This window comes from Kitasatospora sp. NPDC022785 (assembly GCF_055561295.1).
This window is the reverse complement of the sequence record NZ_JBVHHB010000020.1, coordinates 28,914-46,231: the sequence shown is the minus strand read 5'-3', so window position 1 is coordinate 46,231 and position 17,318 is coordinate 28,914. Positions and strand designations below refer to the sequence as shown.

Annotated in this window: 13 protein-coding genes; 9 read left to right on the top strand and 4 right to left on the bottom strand. The window is 73.4% G+C overall.

What is annotated here, in order from left to right; translation table 11 throughout:
• The first annotated feature begins 10 nt into the window (after positions 1-10).
• From ACZ3YO_RS27155 to ACZ3YO_RS27115, 9 genes are all read left to right on the top strand, one after another.
• Complete coding sequence (locus ACZ3YO_RS27155) at positions 11-958, top strand: glutamate ABC transporter substrate-binding protein (protein ID WP_465574084.1); 948 nt, start codon at positions 11-13, stop codon at positions 956-958.
• 256 nt (positions 959-1,214) lie between these two features.
• Positions 1,215-2,615, top strand: a complete 1,401-nt coding sequence (locus ACZ3YO_RS27150; protein WP_465574081.1) for a hypothetical protein — start codon at positions 1,215-1,217, stop codon at positions 2,613-2,615.
• A gap of 5 nt (positions 2,616-2,620) precedes the next feature.
• A complete protein-coding gene (locus ACZ3YO_RS27145) occupies positions 2,621-5,248 on the top strand; it encodes a serine/threonine-protein kinase (RefSeq protein ID WP_465574079.1) in 2,628 nt (875 codons plus the stop codon).
• A 3-nt stretch (positions 5,249-5,251) separates the two neighbouring features.
• Entirely contained in the window at positions 5,252-6,592 is a 1,341-nt protein-coding gene (locus ACZ3YO_RS27140; protein WP_465574076.1) for a PP2C family protein-serine/threonine phosphatase, read from the top strand.
• Between the two features lie 66 nt (positions 6,593-6,658).
• Positions 6,659-8,014 carry a vWA domain-containing protein gene (locus ACZ3YO_RS27135; RefSeq protein ID WP_396325010.1) on the top strand — a complete coding sequence of 452 codons (1,356 nt, stop codon included), beginning with the start codon at positions 6,659-6,661 and terminating at the stop codon, positions 8,012-8,014.
• A 72-nt stretch (positions 8,015-8,086) separates the two neighbouring features.
• The gene (locus ACZ3YO_RS27130; protein ID WP_465574072.1) at positions 8,087-9,388 is read left to right on the top strand and encodes an FHA domain-containing protein; all 1,302 of its coding nucleotides are present in this window, start codon (positions 8,087-8,089) and stop codon (positions 9,386-9,388) included.
• 207 nt (positions 9,389-9,595) lie between these two features.
• The gene (locus ACZ3YO_RS27125; RefSeq protein ID WP_396325008.1) at positions 9,596-10,513 is read left to right on the top strand and encodes an ABC transporter ATP-binding protein; all 918 of its coding nucleotides are present in this window, start codon (positions 9,596-9,598) and stop codon (positions 10,511-10,513) included.
• Positions 10,510-11,712, top strand: coding sequence for an ABC transporter permease (locus ACZ3YO_RS27120; protein WP_465574069.1), 1,203 nt, complete (start codon positions 10,510-10,512; stop codon positions 11,710-11,712). Before ACZ3YO_RS27125 ends, ACZ3YO_RS27120 begins: the two co-directional genes overlap by 4 nt.
• A gap of 91 nt (positions 11,713-11,803) precedes the next feature.
• A complete protein-coding gene (locus ACZ3YO_RS27115) occupies positions 11,804-12,208 on the top strand; it encodes a globin (protein WP_396325006.1) in 405 nt (134 codons plus the stop codon).
• Between the two features lie 62 nt (positions 12,209-12,270).
• Here the strand turns inward: ACZ3YO_RS27115 and ACZ3YO_RS27110 are convergent, their stop codons facing one another.
• From ACZ3YO_RS27110 to ACZ3YO_RS27095, 4 genes are all read right to left on the bottom strand, one after another.
• Positions 12,271-12,963, bottom strand: a complete 693-nt coding sequence (locus ACZ3YO_RS27110; protein ID WP_465574066.1) for a DUF8185 domain-containing protein — start codon at positions 12,961-12,963, stop codon at positions 12,271-12,273.
• A gap of 97 nt (positions 12,964-13,060) precedes the next feature.
• Positions 13,061-13,534 carry an acyl-CoA thioesterase gene (locus ACZ3YO_RS27105; protein ID WP_465574064.1) on the bottom strand — a complete coding sequence of 158 codons (474 nt, stop codon included), beginning with the start codon at positions 13,532-13,534 and terminating at the stop codon, positions 13,061-13,063.
• 109 nt (positions 13,535-13,643) lie between these two features.
• Positions 13,644-15,308 carry an energy-dependent translational throttle protein EttA gene (gene ettA / locus ACZ3YO_RS27100; protein WP_465574061.1) on the bottom strand — a complete coding sequence of 555 codons (1,665 nt, stop codon included), beginning with the start codon at positions 15,306-15,308 and terminating at the stop codon, positions 13,644-13,646.
• Positions 15,309-15,570: 262 nt separating this feature from the next.
• Positions 15,571-17,028 carry a Cys-Gln thioester bond-forming surface protein gene (locus ACZ3YO_RS27095; protein WP_465574058.1) on the bottom strand — a complete coding sequence of 486 codons (1,458 nt, stop codon included), beginning with the start codon at positions 17,026-17,028 and terminating at the stop codon, positions 15,571-15,573.
• Positions 17,029-17,318 lie beyond the last annotated feature (290 nt).

The following is a 17,318-nucleotide window of genomic DNA, read 5'->3' as shown; positions in this document are numbered from 1 at the left end:
GACGGACACCATGGGCAAGGGAACGGTACGGGCCCGGGCGGTGGCGGCGGTCGCGCTGCTGGCGTCCTGCGCGGCGGCGCTCGGCACGGGCGGCCCCCAGGGCGCGGCGCTGCCGGCCACCGCGACGCTCCAACCGGCGCAGGCGCCGCAGCAGGAGCAGGCCGGCACCGACTGCGACACCAACCAGAGCGTGCCGCCGAGCAGCGAGGACGGCCCGGCGGTGAAGGCGATCAAGGCCAAGCGGAGCCTGGTCATCGGCGTCGACCAGAACAGCTACCGCTGGGGCTCCCGCAACCCCAACACGGGCCAGATCGAGGGCTTCGACATCGACCTCGCCAAGGCCATCGGCACGGCGATCATGGGCGACCCGGACAAGGTGACGCTCAAGGCCGTGCCCACCGCGGAGCGGATCGGCTTCATCCAGGAGGGCCGGGTCGACCTGATCGTCCGGACCATGACGATCACCTGTGACCGCCTGCAGCAGGTCGCCTTCTCCAAGCCGTACTTCAAGACCAGCCAGCGCGTCGTGGTGCCCAAGGCGTCCCCCGCGAAGAGCATCGACGAGGCGGTGGACGGCAAGACCGTCTGCGCCGCGTCGAGCTCCTCGGCCGAGGACGAGCTGAAGGCCCGCCCGAAGGTCGGGAAGATCGTCTCGGTGGAGAACCACCTCGACTGCCTGGTGCTGATGCAGCTCGGCAAGGTCGACGCGACCATGACCGACGACGGCCTCGCGGCCAGCCAGGCCGCCCAGGACCAGACCGTCCGGGTGGTGGACGGCGAGGTCCGGCCCGCGGTGATGGGCATCGCGATGCTCAAGAACAGCACCGACCTGACGGCCCGGGTGAACCAGGTGCTCGCCGACTACCACACGAGCGGCGCCTGGCAGGCGGGCTACGACCGCTGGCTCAAGCCGTACATGCTGAACGACGCCGACCACTACTGGCCGGCGCAGCGCTGACCCGCGTGGCCCGCACCGGCCCCGGCCCTGACGGCCCCCTGACGACCGGGCCCGGTCCGGGCGCGAGATCGCAGGCTAGGGTCGGGGCGGACCGGCCCACGGCACGGGCCGGGGGACCACGGGCCGGCAGCACCGCCGGCCGGGGGACCACCGGCCCGACGCGGACCGGGGCAACGCAGGACAGCACGGCGACGACGCAGGACACGCAGGACAGACGCACGACAGAGAAGACCAGGACAGCGAAGGAGACACGGCGTTGGCAGCTTCGGCCGGCCCGGCACTGAGCCGGGAGGAGGTGGACCGCGCGCTGGCGCGCCTCGGCGCCGAGCGCGACGCGGTCGAGTCGGCACTGCTCTCGCTCCAGGACCACCCGGGCCTGCGGCTGCTCGACGGCGCCGGGCTGGTCGGCCGCACCCACGAGCGCTGGTCCGTCGCCGGGCAGGGCCTGCCGCTGCTCTGGGCCCTGTTCGACCGCTACTCGGAGGCGCTGGCCTCGGCCCGCGCGGTCCGCGCCCGCAAGGCCAAGCCCGGCTCGGCCGAACTCGCCGAGCTCAGCGAGCTGCTGACCGGCGAGGCGGTCACCGTGCCCGGCGGCGCCGTCCCGGACGGCCCGCAGTTGCTCGGCGCGCCCGCCAAGCTGGTCGAGCGGGTCAGCCTGGACGAGCTGATGACCCGGATGAACGCGTGGTACGCCACCGTGTTGGAGGTGGTCAGCGCCGCCGACGCCGTCTGGTCGGCGCTGCCCGCCCGGATCGACCTGCTGCTGGCCGAGCTGCGCCGGGTGCAGACGCTGGCCGGCTCACTCGGCGTGCACGCCGGCAGCCACCCGCTCGGCGACGACCTGGCCGGGCTGGAAGCCGATCTGACGGAGCTGCGGACCGAGGTGCGCAGCGACCCGTTGGCGCTCTGGCGGCCGGCCCGGGTGCCGGCCCAGCGCGGCACCCGCCCGGACGGCACCGCGCTGGCCACACCTTCCGGGGTGGTGGACACCGAGCGCTTCGACCGGGCCGGGCGGGCGCTGGACGGCGTCCGGGTCGAGCTGGAGGACCTGCTGCGGCTGCGCGACGACGCCGAGGAGCGGCTGCAGGGCGTCGGCGACCTGCTGCAACGGGCCGACGCCACCCTGGCCGAGGCCCGCCGGGCGCGCGGCGAGGTGCTGGCGAAGATAGCCGCCACCGAGGTGCCGGCGGTGCCCGGGCCGGCCTCGGCGCTGCGCGAACGGATCGTGCTGGCCCTGGAGTTGCGCCAGAGCGGCCAGTGGCACCGGCTGGCGCCGCTGCTGGACGCGCTGGAGGACGCGGCCGCCAAGGAGCTGGCCCGGGCCCGGCAGTCGCTCACCGAGGTGACCCAGCCGCTGGCCGTCCGGGCGGAGCTGCGCGGGCGGCTGGACGCGTACAAGGCGATGGCGGCACGGCTGCGTGTCGCCGAGGACCCGGAAGTGATCGAGCGGTACGAGAAGGCGCGCTGGCTGCTCTGGAGCGCGCCGTGCGACCTGCGGGCGGCGGCCGCGGCCGTGGGCCGCTTCCAGCAGTCGCTGCGGCCGGCCCAGGCCGAGCCGCCCGGCGGTGGGCCGGTCGGCGGTGGGCCTGCCGGACGCGGGCAGCCCGGCAGCGGACCGGTCGACGGACAGGCACAGGAACAGGGACTGGGGGGCTGAGGTTCATGGGCGAGGCGTGCGTACGGCCGGACTGCACCGGCGACGGGACGATCGACGCGGACGGCTACTGCACCGAGTGCGGGCTCGCACCGGCAGGCACGGTCTCCGTCAAAACCGGTCCCGCGACCGGTCCCGCAGCCGGCGCCGGGCCGGGGCCGGTCACCGGCACGGCGGCCCCGGCCGCCGCAGCGGGCCCCGGCTCGCCCTGCCCGCGCGACTGCGCCGGCACCATCGACGACGACGGCTACTGCGACGAGTGCGGCCTGACCGCCCCCGGTGGTGACACCGGGCTCACCCAGCCGTACGTCCCCTCCGCCCGGGTCTCGCCGGACTCCGTGCGCTCCGCCCGGACCGGCTCCTCCCGCTCGATGTCCGGCCGCTCCCGCTCGCACCGCTCCACCCGGACGGGCAGCGGCCGTTCGGTCTCGGCGCGCAGCAGCCGCGGCAGCGTCAGCTCGGGCACCCGCCACCGGCTCGGCGCCGGCCTGGTGACGGTGCCGACCGTCCCGTCGGCCGACCCGGCGCAGGCGGTGCTGGCCGACCCGGAGGTGCCGGAGCGCAAGCGGTTCTGTTCCAAGTGCGAGGCCCCGGTGGGCCGCGAGAAGAACGGCCTGCCGGGGCGCCCTGACGGCTTCTGCACCAAGTGCGGCACGCCGTACTCGTTCACGCCCAAACTGCGCCGGGGGGATCTGGTCGGCGGGCAGTACGAGGTGGTCGGCTGCCTGGCGCACGGCGGGCTCGGCTGGATCTACCTGGCGGTGGACCGGCGGGTCAACGATAAGTGGGTGGTCCTGAAGGGCCTGCTGGACACCGGGGACGAGGACGCGCTCGCGGTGGCCGTCGCCGAGCGGCGGTTCCTGGCCGAGGTGGACCACCCGAACATCGTCCGCATCATCAACTTCGCCGAGCACCCGGACCTGCGCACCGGCGCCACCGACGGCTACATCGTGATGGAGTACGTCGGCGGCAAGTCGCTCAAGGACATCGCCAACGAGCGCCGCACCCCGGACGGCCGGCGCGAGCCGCTGCCGGTGGAGCAGGCGATCGCGTACGCACTGGACGCGCTGCCCGCGCTCGGGTACCTGCACGGCCGGGGCCTGATCTACTGCGACTTCAAGATCGACAACGTGATCCAGAGCGGCGACGCGCTCAAGATCATCGACATGGGCGCCGTCCGCCGCCTCGACGACGACGGCCCGATCTACGGCACCATCGGCTACCAGGCGCCCGAGATCGCCACCGACGGCCCCTCCCCCGCCTCCGACCTCTACACCGTCGCCCGCACCCTGGCCGTCCTCACCTTCGACTTCCAGGGCTACAGCACCACCTACCGCGACTCCCTGCCCGGCCCCGAGGCCGTCCCGGTCTTCGCCGCGTACGAGTCGTACTACCGCTTCCTCGTCCGCGCCACCGACCACGACCCGGCCCGCCGGTTCGCCTCCGCCGAGGAGATGGCCGACCAGCTCACCGGCGTGCTGCGGGAGGTCCTGGCACTCCAGGACGGCCGGCCGCGGCCCTCGCTCTCCACCCTGTTCGGCCCCGAGCTGCGGGTCGTCGACACCGAGCTGGTGCAGCCGACCGTCCGGCCCGGCGAGCTGCGGATCACCGCGCTGGACCCGGCCGCCGCCGCGCTCGCACTGCCCGTCCCCCGGGTCGACCCGGCCGACCCCAACGCCGGCTTCCTGGCCACCCTGCTCGCCGCCGACCCGACGGAGGCGCTCACCGCCCTGGCCGGCGCGCCCGCCGACTCCGTCGAGCGCCGGCTGCGCGAGCTGCGCGCCCACCTCGAACTCGGCCACCACGCCACCGCCGAGGAGGCGCTGGCCTCGCTGGAGCAGAACCACCCGGACGACTGGCGGGTGGTCTGGTACCGCGGCCTGACCGCCCTGGCCGGCGCGGCCACCGGCACGGCCTCCCGCCCGGCGGCCTCCGGTGACGTGGCCTCCGGTGAGGCGGCGTCCGGTGAGGCGGCATCCGGTGACGGGGTGCCCGGCGAGAGCGCGCTGCGTGCCGCCGCCGAGGCCTTCGACGCCGTCTACGACGCGTTCCCCGGCGAGAGCGCCCCGAAGCTGGCCCTCGCCATCTGCGCCGAACTCCTCGGCGACGGCGGCGACGCGGCCGAGCTCTACCGGCTGGTGTGGAGCACCGACCACGCCTACCTGAGCGCCGCCTTCGGGCTGGCCCGGGTCCGCCTCGCCGACGGCGACCGGGCGGGCGCGGTCACCGCGCTGGAGTCCGTCCCGGCCACCTCCAGCCAGTTCACCGCCGCCCGGATCGCCGCCGTCCGGGCCCGGCTGCGCGAACGGCCCGCCACCGACCCGCTCGGCACCGACCTCGGCGCCGGCTCCGAGCAGCTGACCGCGCTGCGCCTGGACGACCGCCGCCGCGAGGAGCTCTCCGTCGAGGTGCTCAGCGCCGCTCTCGGCTGGGTCACGGCGGGCTCCGCCGGCGAGACCGGCCTCGGCCGGACGACCGGTGAGGTCACCGTGCTGGGACGGCCTGCCGTCGAACGGGAACTGCGGTTCGCGCTGGAGCAGTCCTACCGGGTACTCGCCCGGTTGGCCGACCGGGCCGAGACCAGGATCGAGATGGTGGAGCGGGCCAACCGTGCCCGCCCCAGGACGTGGGTGTAACCAATGCCGCAGCAGACCGTGTGCCAGAGCTGTTCCGAGCCGCTGGACCTGGAGGACGTGTATTGCGGCTCCTGCGGGGCGGGCAGGGACGGCAGTCCGGCCCCGGGCGCGATGCCCGCGAGCTGGTCCGCCGCCCGGGGCACCGCCGGCGCGGAGCACTCGCCGACCGTGCCGGACGCGCCCGCCGCCCCGGCCGTTCCGGCCCAGGGCGGCCCCGGCTGCGTCCACTGCGGCCTGCCGCAGGTCGCCGCCGACGGCTACTGCGAGGCCTGCGGGGGCGCGCAGCCGCGCCCGCGCGACCACATGGAGAGGTCGCTGGCCGGCGTCGCCGGGGTCAGCGACCGCGGCGTACGCCACCACCGCAACGAGGACTCGTTCACCGTCGCCGCGTCCTCGCTGCCCGGCGGCGAACCGGTCGTGGTGGCCGTGGTCTGCGACGGGGTCTCCTCCTCCGAGCGGCCCGACGAGGCCTCCGAGACCGCCGTCGACGCCGCCTCCGAGTCGCTGCTCACCGCGCTGGAGGCCGGCCGCGAGCCCAACGCGGCGATGCGCCAGGCCGTCGCCGACGCGGCCGCCGCCGTCGCCGCCCTCGCCGAGGACGGCGCCTCGCCGCACCGGCCCGACCTCAACGCGCCCGCCTGCACCTTCGTCAGCGCGATCGCCGCGGGCGGCCGGGTCACCATCGGCTGGGTCGGCGACACCCGGGCGTACTGGATCCCGGACGACCGGGTCGCCGCCGAGCCGTTCCGGCTCACCCAGGACGACTCCTGGGCCGCCCGGATGGTCGAGGCCGGCCTGATGGGCGAGGCCGAGGCCTACGCGGACCCCCGCGCCCACGCCATCACCGGCTGGCTCGGCGCGGACGCCGAGGAGGTCGTCCCGCACACCCTGGACTTCACGCCGCACGTCCCCGGCGTGCTGCTGATCTGCACCGACGGCCTCTGGAACTACGCCGAGGCCGCCACCGACCTCGCCCACTACGTCCGCCAGGACGCCCGGACCGAGCCGCTCGCGGCCGCCCAGAACCTGGTGAAGTTCGCGGTCGCGGCCGGCGGGCACGACAACATCACCGTCGCCGTGCTGCCGATCGACCCGCCGACCGGGCTGGCCGGCGCCGGGCGGGCGGACGACGCGGCCGGCGAGGACGCCCGCACCGCCACCGCGCTGGACCTGCCGGTGATCCGGCCGGCCGGGATCGGCGACGACGACGAGGACCACGACCCGACGCTGCCGGACCTGCCGGTGATCGGCTCTCCCGCGGCCCCGCTGCCGCCGGCCCCGCCCGCGCCTCCCGCTGTGCCTCCCGCCGTGCCTCCGCAGCCGCCGCACCCGCCGGTGGGCTGACGCCCGCCCGCGCCCACCCCACCGACCGTACGCACCAACCGACCACCCGACGGGAGCCACCGGCCCATGGCAACACTGGCTAAGCCGAACCTGCCCAGGTTCGACGTGGAGATCTTCCAGAACGAGTTCCTCGCCGACGGCGCCCGCGAGGTGAACGCCATCGTCACCGTCACCTCGACCGGCGGCGGCACCTCCGGCGGCCGTCCGCTCGGGGTGTCCGACGCGGGCCCGCTGGGCGCGGGCGCCCAGTCCGCCGCCGTGGTGATCATGGTGGACTGCTCCGGCTCGATGGACTACCCCGCCAGCAAGATGCGCGGCGCCCGCGAGGCCACCGCCGCCGCCATCGACACCGTCCGCGACGGCGTCGCCTTCGCGGTCGTCGCCGGCACCCACGAGGCCAGGGACATCTACCCCGGCGACGGCACCCTCGCCATCGCCTCGGACGCCACCCGCGCCCGGGCCAAGGAGGCGCTGCGCCGCCTCACCGCGGCCGGCGGCACCGCGATGGGCAGCTGGCTCGCCAAGGCCGACAAGCTGTTCCTGACCCGCCGCGACATCGCCATCCGGCACGCCATCCTGCTCACCGACGGCAACAACGAGCACGAGTCGGCGGCCGACCTGGACCGCGCCATCGAGCGGGTCTCCGGCCACTTCACCGCCGACTGCCGCGGCGTCGGCACCGACTGGCGGGTGGACGAGCTGCGGAAGATCTCCTCCGCGCTGCTCGGCACCGTCGACATCGTCGCCGAACCGTCCGGTCTCGCCGAGGACTTCCGCGCGATGATGGAGGGCGCGATGGGTAAGCAGGTCGCCGACGTCGCGCTGCGGATCTGGACGCCGGCCAACGCGGTGGTGAAGTTCGTCAAGCAGGTCGCCCCCGCGGTGGAGGACCTCACCGGCCGCCGCGCCGAGGCCGGCCCGCGGGCCGGCGACTACCCCACCGGCTCCTGGGGCGACGAGAGCCGCGACTACCACGTCTGCGTCGAGGTCCCGGCCGCCGCCGTCGGCAACGAGATGCTCGCCGCCCGGGTCAGCCTCGTCCTGCCGCCGCAGACCGGCAGCACGCCCGAGGTGCTCTCCCAGGGCCTGGTCAAGGCCGTCTGGACCGACGACCTGGCCTCGTCCACCCGGATCAGCCCGCAGGTCGCCCACTACACCGGGCAGGCCGAGCTGGCCTCGTCCATCCAGGAGGGCCTGGAGGCGCACCGGGCCGGGGACGTCGACCGCGCGACCGCCAAGCTCGGCGCCGCCGTCCGGATCGCCCACGCGACCGGCAACGAGGGCACGTTCAAGCTGCTGCAGAAGGTGGTCGACGTGGTCGACCCGAAGGAGGGTACGGTTCGGTTCCGTAAGAACGTGAGCGAGGCCGACTCGATGACCCTCGAGACCCGGTCGACCAAGACCGTCCGTGTGAAGAAGTGACCGCTGAAGAATCCGACCGGGCCGGGGCCCGGTCGGACGCTGCCCCAGCTGGCTGGAATTGAGGGGGACCTGATGCCGATCTGCCCGAGGGGGCATGAGTCGCAGGCCGAGGACTGGTGCGACTTCTGCGGCTTCCCGATGACACCGCCACCGCCCCTCCCGCCGCCGCCCGGCACGCTCCCGGGCGCGCCCGGGGCACCGGGGCACGGCCCGCACGGCGGCCACCCCGGCCTGCCCGGGCACCCCCCGCAGGGCGGGGCGCCGTTCGGCGGGCAGGTGCCGGGTGCGGTCTCGCCCGGAGCCGTACAGCCGGGTGCCGTACAGCCCGGGGCCGTGCCGCCGGCCGGCCGGGGCTTCCCGGACCTCACCGAGGGCCTGGTGCTCTGCCCGATCTGCCGGAGCCCGCAGACCGGGCGGTTCTGCGAGGAGTGCGGGTACGACTACGACCTCTCCACGCCCTCGCGCCGCCAGCCCCCCGCCGCCGGTGCGCCGGTGCCCGGGCCCGTCCAGGCGCCGGCCCCGCTGAACATCCCGGCGGCCTACGGCGGCCCGCAGCCTCCGGAGCAGCCGTTCCCGCCGGCCCCGCCGCAGCACCAGCAGGTTCAGCAGGGCCAGCCGCAGCACCAGCAGGTTCAGCAGGGCCAGCAGGGCCAGCAGCCGCAGCAGGCCGGTGCGCCGTCCGGTTACGGCTACCCGCCCGCGGCCGGCTCGCCGTACCAGGAAGCGCCCTACCAGGAGCCCGCGTACCCGGCCGAGCCGGCGTACCAGGAGCCCGCGTACCAGGAGCCGGCACCGCGCGAGGACTCCGGTCCGGTCTACGCCCAGCCGGGCCCGACCGGCCGCGGCGGGGAGTTCGGCACCTCGTTCAACCTGGCCCCGCCGGTGCCCCCGCAGGCCCAGCAGCAGCACCAGCAGCCCCAGTCCGGTCAGCCCGGCCAGGCCCCCCAGCAGCCGGAGCCGGTCCGGTCCAACTGGATCGCCGTGGTCGCGGCCGACCGCGACTACTTCACCGACATGATGGCCCGCAGCGGCCCGGAGGCGGCGGGCCTGTTCTTCCCGCCGTACTGCCCCGAGCGGCGCATCCCGCTGACCGGCCGCGGCCAGCTGCGGATCGGCCGGCGCAGCCAGCACCGCGGCACCGTGCCGGAGATCGACCTCTCCGTCCCGCCGGAGGACCCGGGCGCCTCGCACCAGCACGCGCTGTTGGCCGAACAGGCCGACGGGAGCTGGGTGCTGGTCGACCAGGACTCCACCAACGGCACCACGGTGAACGGCGGTGGCGAGCCGATCACCCCGCACACCGCGATCCCGCTGAACGACGGCGACCGGATCCACATCGGGGCGTGGACCACCATCACCCTGCACCGGGCCTGAGGCCCGCCGGACGAACGAGCCGGACGAACGGGCCGGACGAACGGGCCGGAAACGAGCCGGAACGGACCGGCCGGCCAACGGGCCCGGGCCGGGCCGAACGGGCGTCAGACCCCGTTCGGCCCGGCCCGGTTCCGATCCCATAAACGATCTTCAAATCGCGCTCAGATCCCTCCCCAACGCCCCCCGTTACCCGTAGTCTCAGGCCCCATGACTGCAGCAATATCCGCTGACGGAATCCGTCAGCGGTACGGGGATGTGCAAGCCGTCGACGGGGTCTCACTCACCGTCGAGGCCGGCGAGTTCTACGGGATCCTGGGGCCGAACGGCGCCGGGAAGACCACCACACTGGAGATCCTGGAAGGGATCCGCAAGCCCGACGAGGGCCGGATCGAGCTGCTGGGCATGGCGCCCTGGCCGCGCAATCCGAAACTGCTGCCGAGGATCGGCGTGCAGTTCCAGGCCTCGGCCTTCTTCAACAAGCTGACGGCGCGGGAGACGATCCGCACCTTCGGCTCCTTCTACGGCGTCGGTCCCAAGCGGGCCGACGCGATGCTGGAACGGGTCGGCCTGACCGAGTCGGCCGGGGTGATGACCGACAAGATGTCCGGCGGCCAGGCCCAGCGCCTCTCGATCGCCTGCGCCCTGGTCCACGAGCCGGAGCTGGTCTTCCTGGACGAGCCCACCACCGGCCTCGACCCGCAGGCCCGCCGCAACCTCTGGGACCTCCTGCGGGCCATCAACGCCGAGGGCCGCACGGTCGTCCTGACCACCCACTACCTGGACGAGGCCGAGGTGCTCTGCGACCGCGTCTCGGTCATGGACCACGGGAAGATCCTGCGGACCGGTGCCCCGGCCACGCTGGTCCGCGAGATCGACGACACCGTACGGATCAGCGTCGAGTCCGGCCAGCTGAACGCCGAGCGGGCCCGCGAACTGCTGGCCGCCGCCGGCGCCGAGGTCGGCACCGTGGACGACGACGGCGTCTCGCTCGCCGTCTCCACCCGCCTCCCCGCCCCGGTGCTCTCCGTGCTGGCCGAGCAGAACGCCCTGCGCGGCCTCGAGGTGCGCGGCGCCACCCTGGAGGACGTCTTCCTCCAGCTCACCGGACGGGAGTACCGCGCATGACCGCCGACCCCACCCAGGCCGACCCCGCCCGGGCCGGCGGCACCCAGGCCGACGGCACCGGGACCGGGGTCCCGGCCCAGCGGAAGCCCGGGACCCCCTCCGCGCCCGCCGGGCAGCCGGAGCGCGAGCGGGTGAGCGCCTTCGTGAGCCTCTCCCGGGTCATGCTGGTCGCCTTCTTCCGGGACAAGGCCGCCGTCTTCTTCGTGCTCCTCTTCCCGCTGATGTTCCTGATGCTCTTCGGCACGCTGCTCAAGGGCGCCGGCAGCCCGCACGCCAAGGTGGAGCAGGTCGGCGCCGTCCAGCTGCTGGACTCGGTGCAGGGCGACGGCCGGGCCGAGCTGGAGAAGGTCCTGACCCTCAGCAGGAGCGACAACGAGGCCTCCTCGCTGGAGAAGGTCCGCAAGGGCGACCTGGACGCGCTGATCAAGCAGGGCCCGGACGGCAGGATCGAGCTGCGCTTCAGCGCCGCCGACCAGGTCCGCGCCGGCACCGTCCAGGGCATCGTCAACTCGGTGGTCCAGCAGGCCAACCAGGCCGCCACCGGCAAGCCGCCCGCCTTCGTCCTGGACGCGACCCGGGTCGAGGACAAGTCGCTCAAGCCGATCCAGTTCCTCACCCCCGGTCTGCTCGGCTGGGCGGTGGCCACCGGCGCCGTGTTCAGCGCCTCGCTGACCCTGGTGTCCTGGCGGCAGAAGAAGGTGCTGCGGCGGCTGCGGCTGGCCCCGGTGAGCGCCGGGTCGATCGTGGCCTCCCGGATCGCCGTCTCGGTGCTGACGGCGCTGACCCAGACCGCCATCTTCCTGGCGATCGCCACCACGCCGTACTTCGGGCTCAAGCTCACCGGCAACTGGTGGCTGATCGTCCCGCTGGTGGTCTGCGCGACCATCGCCTTCATGTCGATCGGCCTGCTGGCCGGGGCCGTCGCCAAGACCGAGGAGGCGGCCAACGGCATCTCGCAGATCATCGTGCTGCCGATGTCGTTCCTGTCGGGTTCGTTCTTCCCCACCGACGACATGCCGTCCTGGCTGAAGGCGATCTCCAACGCGCTGCCGCTCAAGCACCTGGTCACCGCCGCCCAGTCGGTGCTCTCCAAGGGCGGCGGCGTGATGGACGCCCTGCCGGCCATGGGCGGGCTGCTGGTGTTCGCCGCCGTCGTCACCGCCATCGCCTGGCGGTTCTTCCGCTGGGAGGACGCGTAGCCGCACGGCGGTACCCGCGGGGTCGTACACCGGGAGTCCTGGTCCTCAGGTCCCGGTGTACGGCCCCGGCGGCGTCTGCGACCATGGTCGGGTGACAGAGATCCGGCGTGGCACGCTCAGCGAGGAGACCTTCTTCGACCAGGTCGGCGGCGAGCCGACCTTCCGGCGGCTGGTGCACCGGTTCTACCAGGGCGTCGCCGAGGACGAGCTGCTGCGCCCGATGTACCCCGAGGAGGACCTAGGCCCCGCCGAGGAGCGCCTCACGCTGTTCCTGATGCAGTACTGGGGCGGCCCGCGCACCTACAGCGAGCAGCGCGGCCACCCGCGGCTGCGGATGCGGCACGTGCCGTTCAAGGTGGACCGCGCGGCGCACGACGCCTGGCTGAGACACATGCGGGCGGCGGTGGACGAGCTGGCGCTGCCGGCCGACGCTGAGCGCCAGCTCTGGGACTACCTCACCTACGCCGCCGCCTCGATGGTCAACACCGAGGGCTGAGCCGGCCCCGCGGTCCTGGTCGGACTCCCGCCCGGCGGCGACGGGACTCCGGCTCCCGAGCCCTAACGGACCGGGCTTAGCCCCAGCCCCGCGCCGGGCGCGGCCGCCGTGCGGACCGCCACCGACCCGGCCGGGGCGCTCAACCGCAGCCAGCCGCCGGCCCGGTGCACGGTCAGCGGGGCGCCCGGCTTCAGGAAGCCGATCACCAGGGCCGCGTGCGCGGCGCGCAGCGGCAGCTCGGGCAGCGCGGTCACCGGCCGGGACCAGATCTCGTCGGCCAGCGCGTCCAGCACCGCCCTGGTCCGGTGGTGCGCCGGGACGGCCTCACTGCGCTCGCGGAACTCCCGCACACCGGCCATCAGTTCGGGGTACACCTCGGCCACCGGCGGCTCGCCGATCAGCTGCCAGCCGGTGCGCGGCGGCAGCAGGCCGGCCCAGGCGGGGCCGGTGACGGCGGCGGGCAGGGCCGCGGTGTCGGCCCCGTCGTCCAGGCCGTCCAGCAGCCGGCCCGCCGAGACGGTGCGGTCGGTGGGCGCGCCGAGCGCGGTCAGCCGCGCGGTGCGGATCGCCAGCGCGCCGGAACTGCCCAACGGCAGCCGCCCGAAGACCGCCAGCACACCCGATCCGTCCGCCGCGGGCACCGCCTGCAGCCGCACCGCCGCCGCCTTGTCGAAGCGGAGCAGCCGGACCAGGAAGGCGGCGAGGTCGGCGGCCTCCCCGGCGTCGGCGAGGGCGAGGGGGGCGGTACCGGTCAACGCGTGTCAGCTCGAATCCGTGTGTCGGTGGTTGGTCGTACGCCCGGCCGGACCGGGCGGCCCGATCAGGCCGGAGCCGGGGCCGGGCGGCCCGGGCTCAGGCCGCCGCGCCGACCGGCTCCGCGTCCAGGCTGTGGCCGTCCTTGCCGTGGTCGTCGGTGTAGCGGCCGAGGAACTCCCGCTCCACCTCGCTGATCCGGCGCGGCCGGCCCTCGGCGAGGTCGTAGGGCACGACCACGGTGGACGCCCGGACGTAGACCGTCTCGGTGCCGTCCTCGGCGCTGTCCTTGATCTCGTACGCGACCGTCAGCGAGGCGACGCCGATCTTGGTCACCCAGGTCTCGATGGTGACCGGCTCGGGCCGGTGCACCAGCGGCCGCTTGTAGTCGATCTCGTGGCGCGCCACCACCGAACCGCCCGCGAACTCCCCGGCACCGGCCGCGGCGGCCTGGGTGAACATGAAGTCGATCCGGGCCTCCTCCAGGTAGCGCAGGAAGACGACGTTGTTGACGTGCCCGAAGGCGTCCATGTCGGACCAACGCAGCGGACAGGCGTAGATGTGGCGTGCCACGGGTGTTCTCCTCGACGTCAGGTGACCCGCCGCGCGGTGGTGGCGGTGGGCCGCGGCCCGGCAGGCCGCCCCGGAGGGCAGTCTGCCGGGCCGTTGTGACAGCTGGGTGTCAGCCCCGGGTCAGCTTCTTGTAGGTGGCCCGGTGCGGACGGGCGGCGTCGGCGCCCAGCCGCTCGATCTTGTTCTTCTCGTACGACTCGAAGTTGCCCTCGAACCAGAACCACTTGCTCTCGCCCTCGTAGGCGAGGATGTGGGTGGCCACTCGGTCCAGGAACCAGCGGTCGTGGGAGATGACCACGGCGCAGCCGGGGAACTCCAGCAGCGCGTTCTCCAGCGAGGAGAGGGTCTCGACGTCGAGGTCGTTGGTGGGCTCGTCGAGGAGCAGCAGGTTGCCGCCCTGCTTGAGGGTGAGCGCCAGGTTGAGGCGGTTGCGCTCACCACCGGAGAGCACGCCGGCCGGCTTCTGCTGGTCCGGGCCCTTGAAGCCGAACGCCGAGACGTAGGCGCGGGACGGCATCTCGACCTGGCCGACGTTGATCCAGTCCAGGCCGTCGGAGACGACCTCCCAGAGCGTCTTCTTCGGGTCGATGTTGGCGCGGGTCTGGTCGACGTAGCTGATCTTGACCGTGTCGCCGACCCTGACCTTGCCGGAGTCCGGGGTCTCCAGGTCCTGCAGCATCTTGAACAGCGTGGTCTTGCCGGCGCCGTTCGGGCCGATGATGCCGACGATGCCGTTGCGCGGCAGGGTGAAGCTGAGGTCGTCGATCAGGATCTTCTCGCCGAAGGCCTTGTTGAGGTTCTCCACCTCGATGACGACGCTGCCCAGACGCGGGCCCGGCGGGATCTGGATCTCCTCGAAGTCCAGCTTCCGCATCTTGTCGGCCTCGGCCGCCATCTCCTCGTAGCGGGCCAGACGGGCCTTGGACTTCGCCTGGCGGCCCTTGGCGTTGGAGCGGACCCACTCCAGCTCTTCCTTGAGCCGCTTGGCGCGCTTGGCGTCCTTCTGGCCCTCGACCTTGAGCCGGGACTGCTTGCTCTCCAGGTAGGTGGAGTAGTTGCCCTCGTAACCGATCGCGCGGCCGCGGTCGAGCTCCAGGATCCAGCCGGCCACGTTGTCCAGGAAGTACCGGTCGTGGGTGACGGCGACGACGGTGCCGGCGTACTTGGCCAGGTGCTGCTCCAGCCAGTTCACCGACTCGGCGTCCAGGTGGTTGGTGGGCTCGTCGAGCAGCAGCAGGTCGGGGGCCTCCAGCAGCAGCTTGCAGAGCGCCACGCGGCGCTTCTCGCCACCGGAGAGCTTGGTGACGGCCCAGTCGCCGGGCGGGCAGCCCAGCGCGTCCATGGCCTGCTCCAGCTGGGCGTCGAGGTCCCAGGCGTTGGCGTGGTCCAGGTCCTCCTGGAGCTTGCCCATCTCGTCGAGCAGCGCGTCCGAGTAGTCGGTGGCCATCAGCTCGGCGATCTCGTTGAAGCGGTTGAGCTTCGCCTTGATCTCCTTGACGCCGTCCTCGACGTTCTCGAGGACCGTCTTGGTCTCGTCCAGCGGCGGCTCCTGGAGCAGCATGCCGACGGTGTACCCGGGCGAGAGGAAGGCGTCACCGTTGGAGGGCTGCTCCAGGCCGGCCATCATCTTCAGCACGGTGGACTTGCCGGCGCCGTTGGGGCCGACAACGCCGATCTTCGCCCCGGGGAGGAAGCTGAGCGTCACGTCGTCAAGGATGACCTTGTCTCCGTGCGCCTTGCGCACCTTGCGCATCGTGTAGATGTATTCCGCCACGTGAGATCGCTCCGGCGTCGTCGGGAGTAATTCGGCTTGCAGCCTTCCATTGTGCCGCACCCGGCCCCGAGACCCGAACCGACTGCCGTGCCCCACCGGGGTATCAGGCCGGTCGCTCCCTTCTCCTCCCCCGCCCGGCTCCCGCCGCACCCCCCGCACGCAGCCGGAACGCGACTCGGCCCGGCTCCCCGCAAAGGATGCGGGGAGCCGGGCCGGAGTCCTTCAGGCCCTCAGGAGCTCAGGACCTCGGTGCGCTGCTGCCTCAGGCGGCGCTGCGACCGTGACGGCCGCGACGGCGCAGGACGAAGACCGCGGCACCGCCGGCCACGACCAGACCGCCGGCGACGGCGGCGAGCACCGGGGTGGCGTCGTTACCACCGGTCTGGGCCAGACCACCGGTGGTGCCGGGGGCCGGGCTGGTGGCGGCCGGAGCCGGCTTGGCAGCGGTGGTGGTGGCGCCGGCCGACGGCGTACCGGCCGGAGCCGGGGTGGTGGCGGCCGGGGTGGTCGGGGCGGCCGACGGGGTGCCGGTCGGCGTGGTCACGCTGGTGACCTTGCAGTCCAGGATGCCCTTGAACTCCTTGGTGAAGCCGTTCGGGCCGGTGACGGTGATGTCGTAGGCGGCGTCCTCCGCGACCGGGACGACCACGCTCTCGACCTTGCCCGGCTGGACGGTGACCTTCTTGCCCGGCGTCACCGTGACGTCGGCCGCCTCGTCGCCGCCGTTGGCGACGGAGACGCGGACGCCGTTGGCGTCGCACTCGACCTGGGCGGTGCTGTCCACCAGCGCACCCTTGCCCTGCTTCCAGGTGGCCTTGGCGGCGTCGGAGACGCTGAGCTTGGTGGAGCCGGCCAGGATCATGGTCTGGCTGTGCTTCGCCGGGGTGTAGCCCTTGCTGAGGAAGACGCGGCCGCTGGGCACGACGGTCTCGGCGTTGGCCGTCACGGTGGCCGCGCCGTCCGGGGTGCCGGCCGGGACGTCCAGGAACAGCTGGGTGTCCTTGGCGACCGGGCCGGTCAGGCCGGTGACCGGCTTGCCGTCCTTGTCGACCAGCTTCACCTTGCCCGCGGCGTCACCGGCGACCGCCAGCTTCACCTCGGAGGCGCTGGAGTTGATGGTGAACGGACCGAGCTTGTTGCCCGGCTTGCCCGACACCGAGTCCGGCGTGAGGCTCAGCGAGGGCTTGGGCTCAGCGGCGATGCCCTTGTTCTTGTCGCTGACCAGGTAGTCGCGCAGCTGCTTGGCCTGCGAGTCCTTCGGGATGGCGTTCTTGCCGTCCGAGAACTTCCAGATCGCGGCCTGGGTGCCGGCGGCAGCATCCTCCTTGGTGAGCTGACCGTCGACGCCGGCGTCCTTGGCCAGCTTCACGAGGTCGGTCACCTGCGGGTAGGAGTTCTCCAGGATCCAGCGGATCTTGGCGGCGTCCTGAGCCTTCTCCTTCGCGCCGAGCGAGCTCGACTTCCAGTCGGACTCCTGGTACTCGACCCCGCTGGTGATGTTCACCGGGTGGTCGATGTCGATGCAGTACGTCTGGATCGAGCCGTTCGGCGTCTTGAGGGTGAACAGACCACCCTGGAGGCCGTGGCCGTCGACGGCGATCTCCTCGGCCTCCATGGTCGGCTGGATCACTGCCGTGACACCCGCGCCTGGTGCGTCGGCCGCAACCGCCGCACCCGCCGCGAACAGGCTTCCGCCCAGCGCAATGCTGGTCGTGAGCATGACAGTGGTTATGCGCGGAAGACTCCGCCCCTGCCTCTGGAACATCTGGGATCCCTCCGGGCCGGGCCATGCCGATGGGCAGCCCGCCTTGCATTGCCGCGCCCCCTGTGGCGCCGCTGCATGTGTGTGAACCAGACGAATCCTATTGAGCCCCGGGGGCGCGCAAACCCCCATGCGAAATCAGGACCATTCCGTATCTGGATCGTTATCAACCATCCCATCATCCACACAAACTGACGATCTGCCAGAAAGCCCGAACTCTCGGTTAACCGATCCGGGATTGCGCATGT

Bases quoted from the DNA above. Each gene is read 5' to 3' on its own strand.
- ACZ3YO_RS27155 (WP_465574084.1), top strand. From the start codon at position 11: ATGGGCAAGGGAACGGTACGGGCCCGGGCGGTGGCGGCGGTCGCGCTG.
- ACZ3YO_RS27145 (WP_465574079.1), top strand. From the start codon at position 2,621: ATGGGCGAGGCGTGCGTACGGCCGGACTGCACCGGCGACGGGACGATC.
- ACZ3YO_RS27120 (WP_465574069.1), top strand. From the start codon at position 10,510: ATGACCGCCGACCCCACCCAGGCCGACCCCGCCCGGGCCGGCGGCACC.
- ACZ3YO_RS27130 (WP_465574072.1), top strand. From the start codon at position 8,087: ATGCCGATCTGCCCGAGGGGGCATGAGTCGCAGGCCGAGGACTGGTGC.
- ACZ3YO_RS27140 (WP_465574076.1), top strand. From the start codon at position 5,252: ATGCCGCAGCAGACCGTGTGCCAGAGCTGTTCCGAGCCGCTGGACCTG.
- ACZ3YO_RS27125 (WP_396325008.1), top strand. From the start codon at position 9,596: ATGACTGCAGCAATATCCGCTGACGGAATCCGTCAGCGGTACGGGGAT.
- ACZ3YO_RS27095 (WP_465574058.1), bottom strand. From the start codon at position 17,028: ATGCTCACGACCAGCATTGCGCTGGGCGGAAGCCTGTTCGCGGCGGGT.
- ACZ3YO_RS27135 (WP_396325010.1), top strand. From the start codon at position 6,659: ATGGCAACACTGGCTAAGCCGAACCTGCCCAGGTTCGACGTGGAGATC.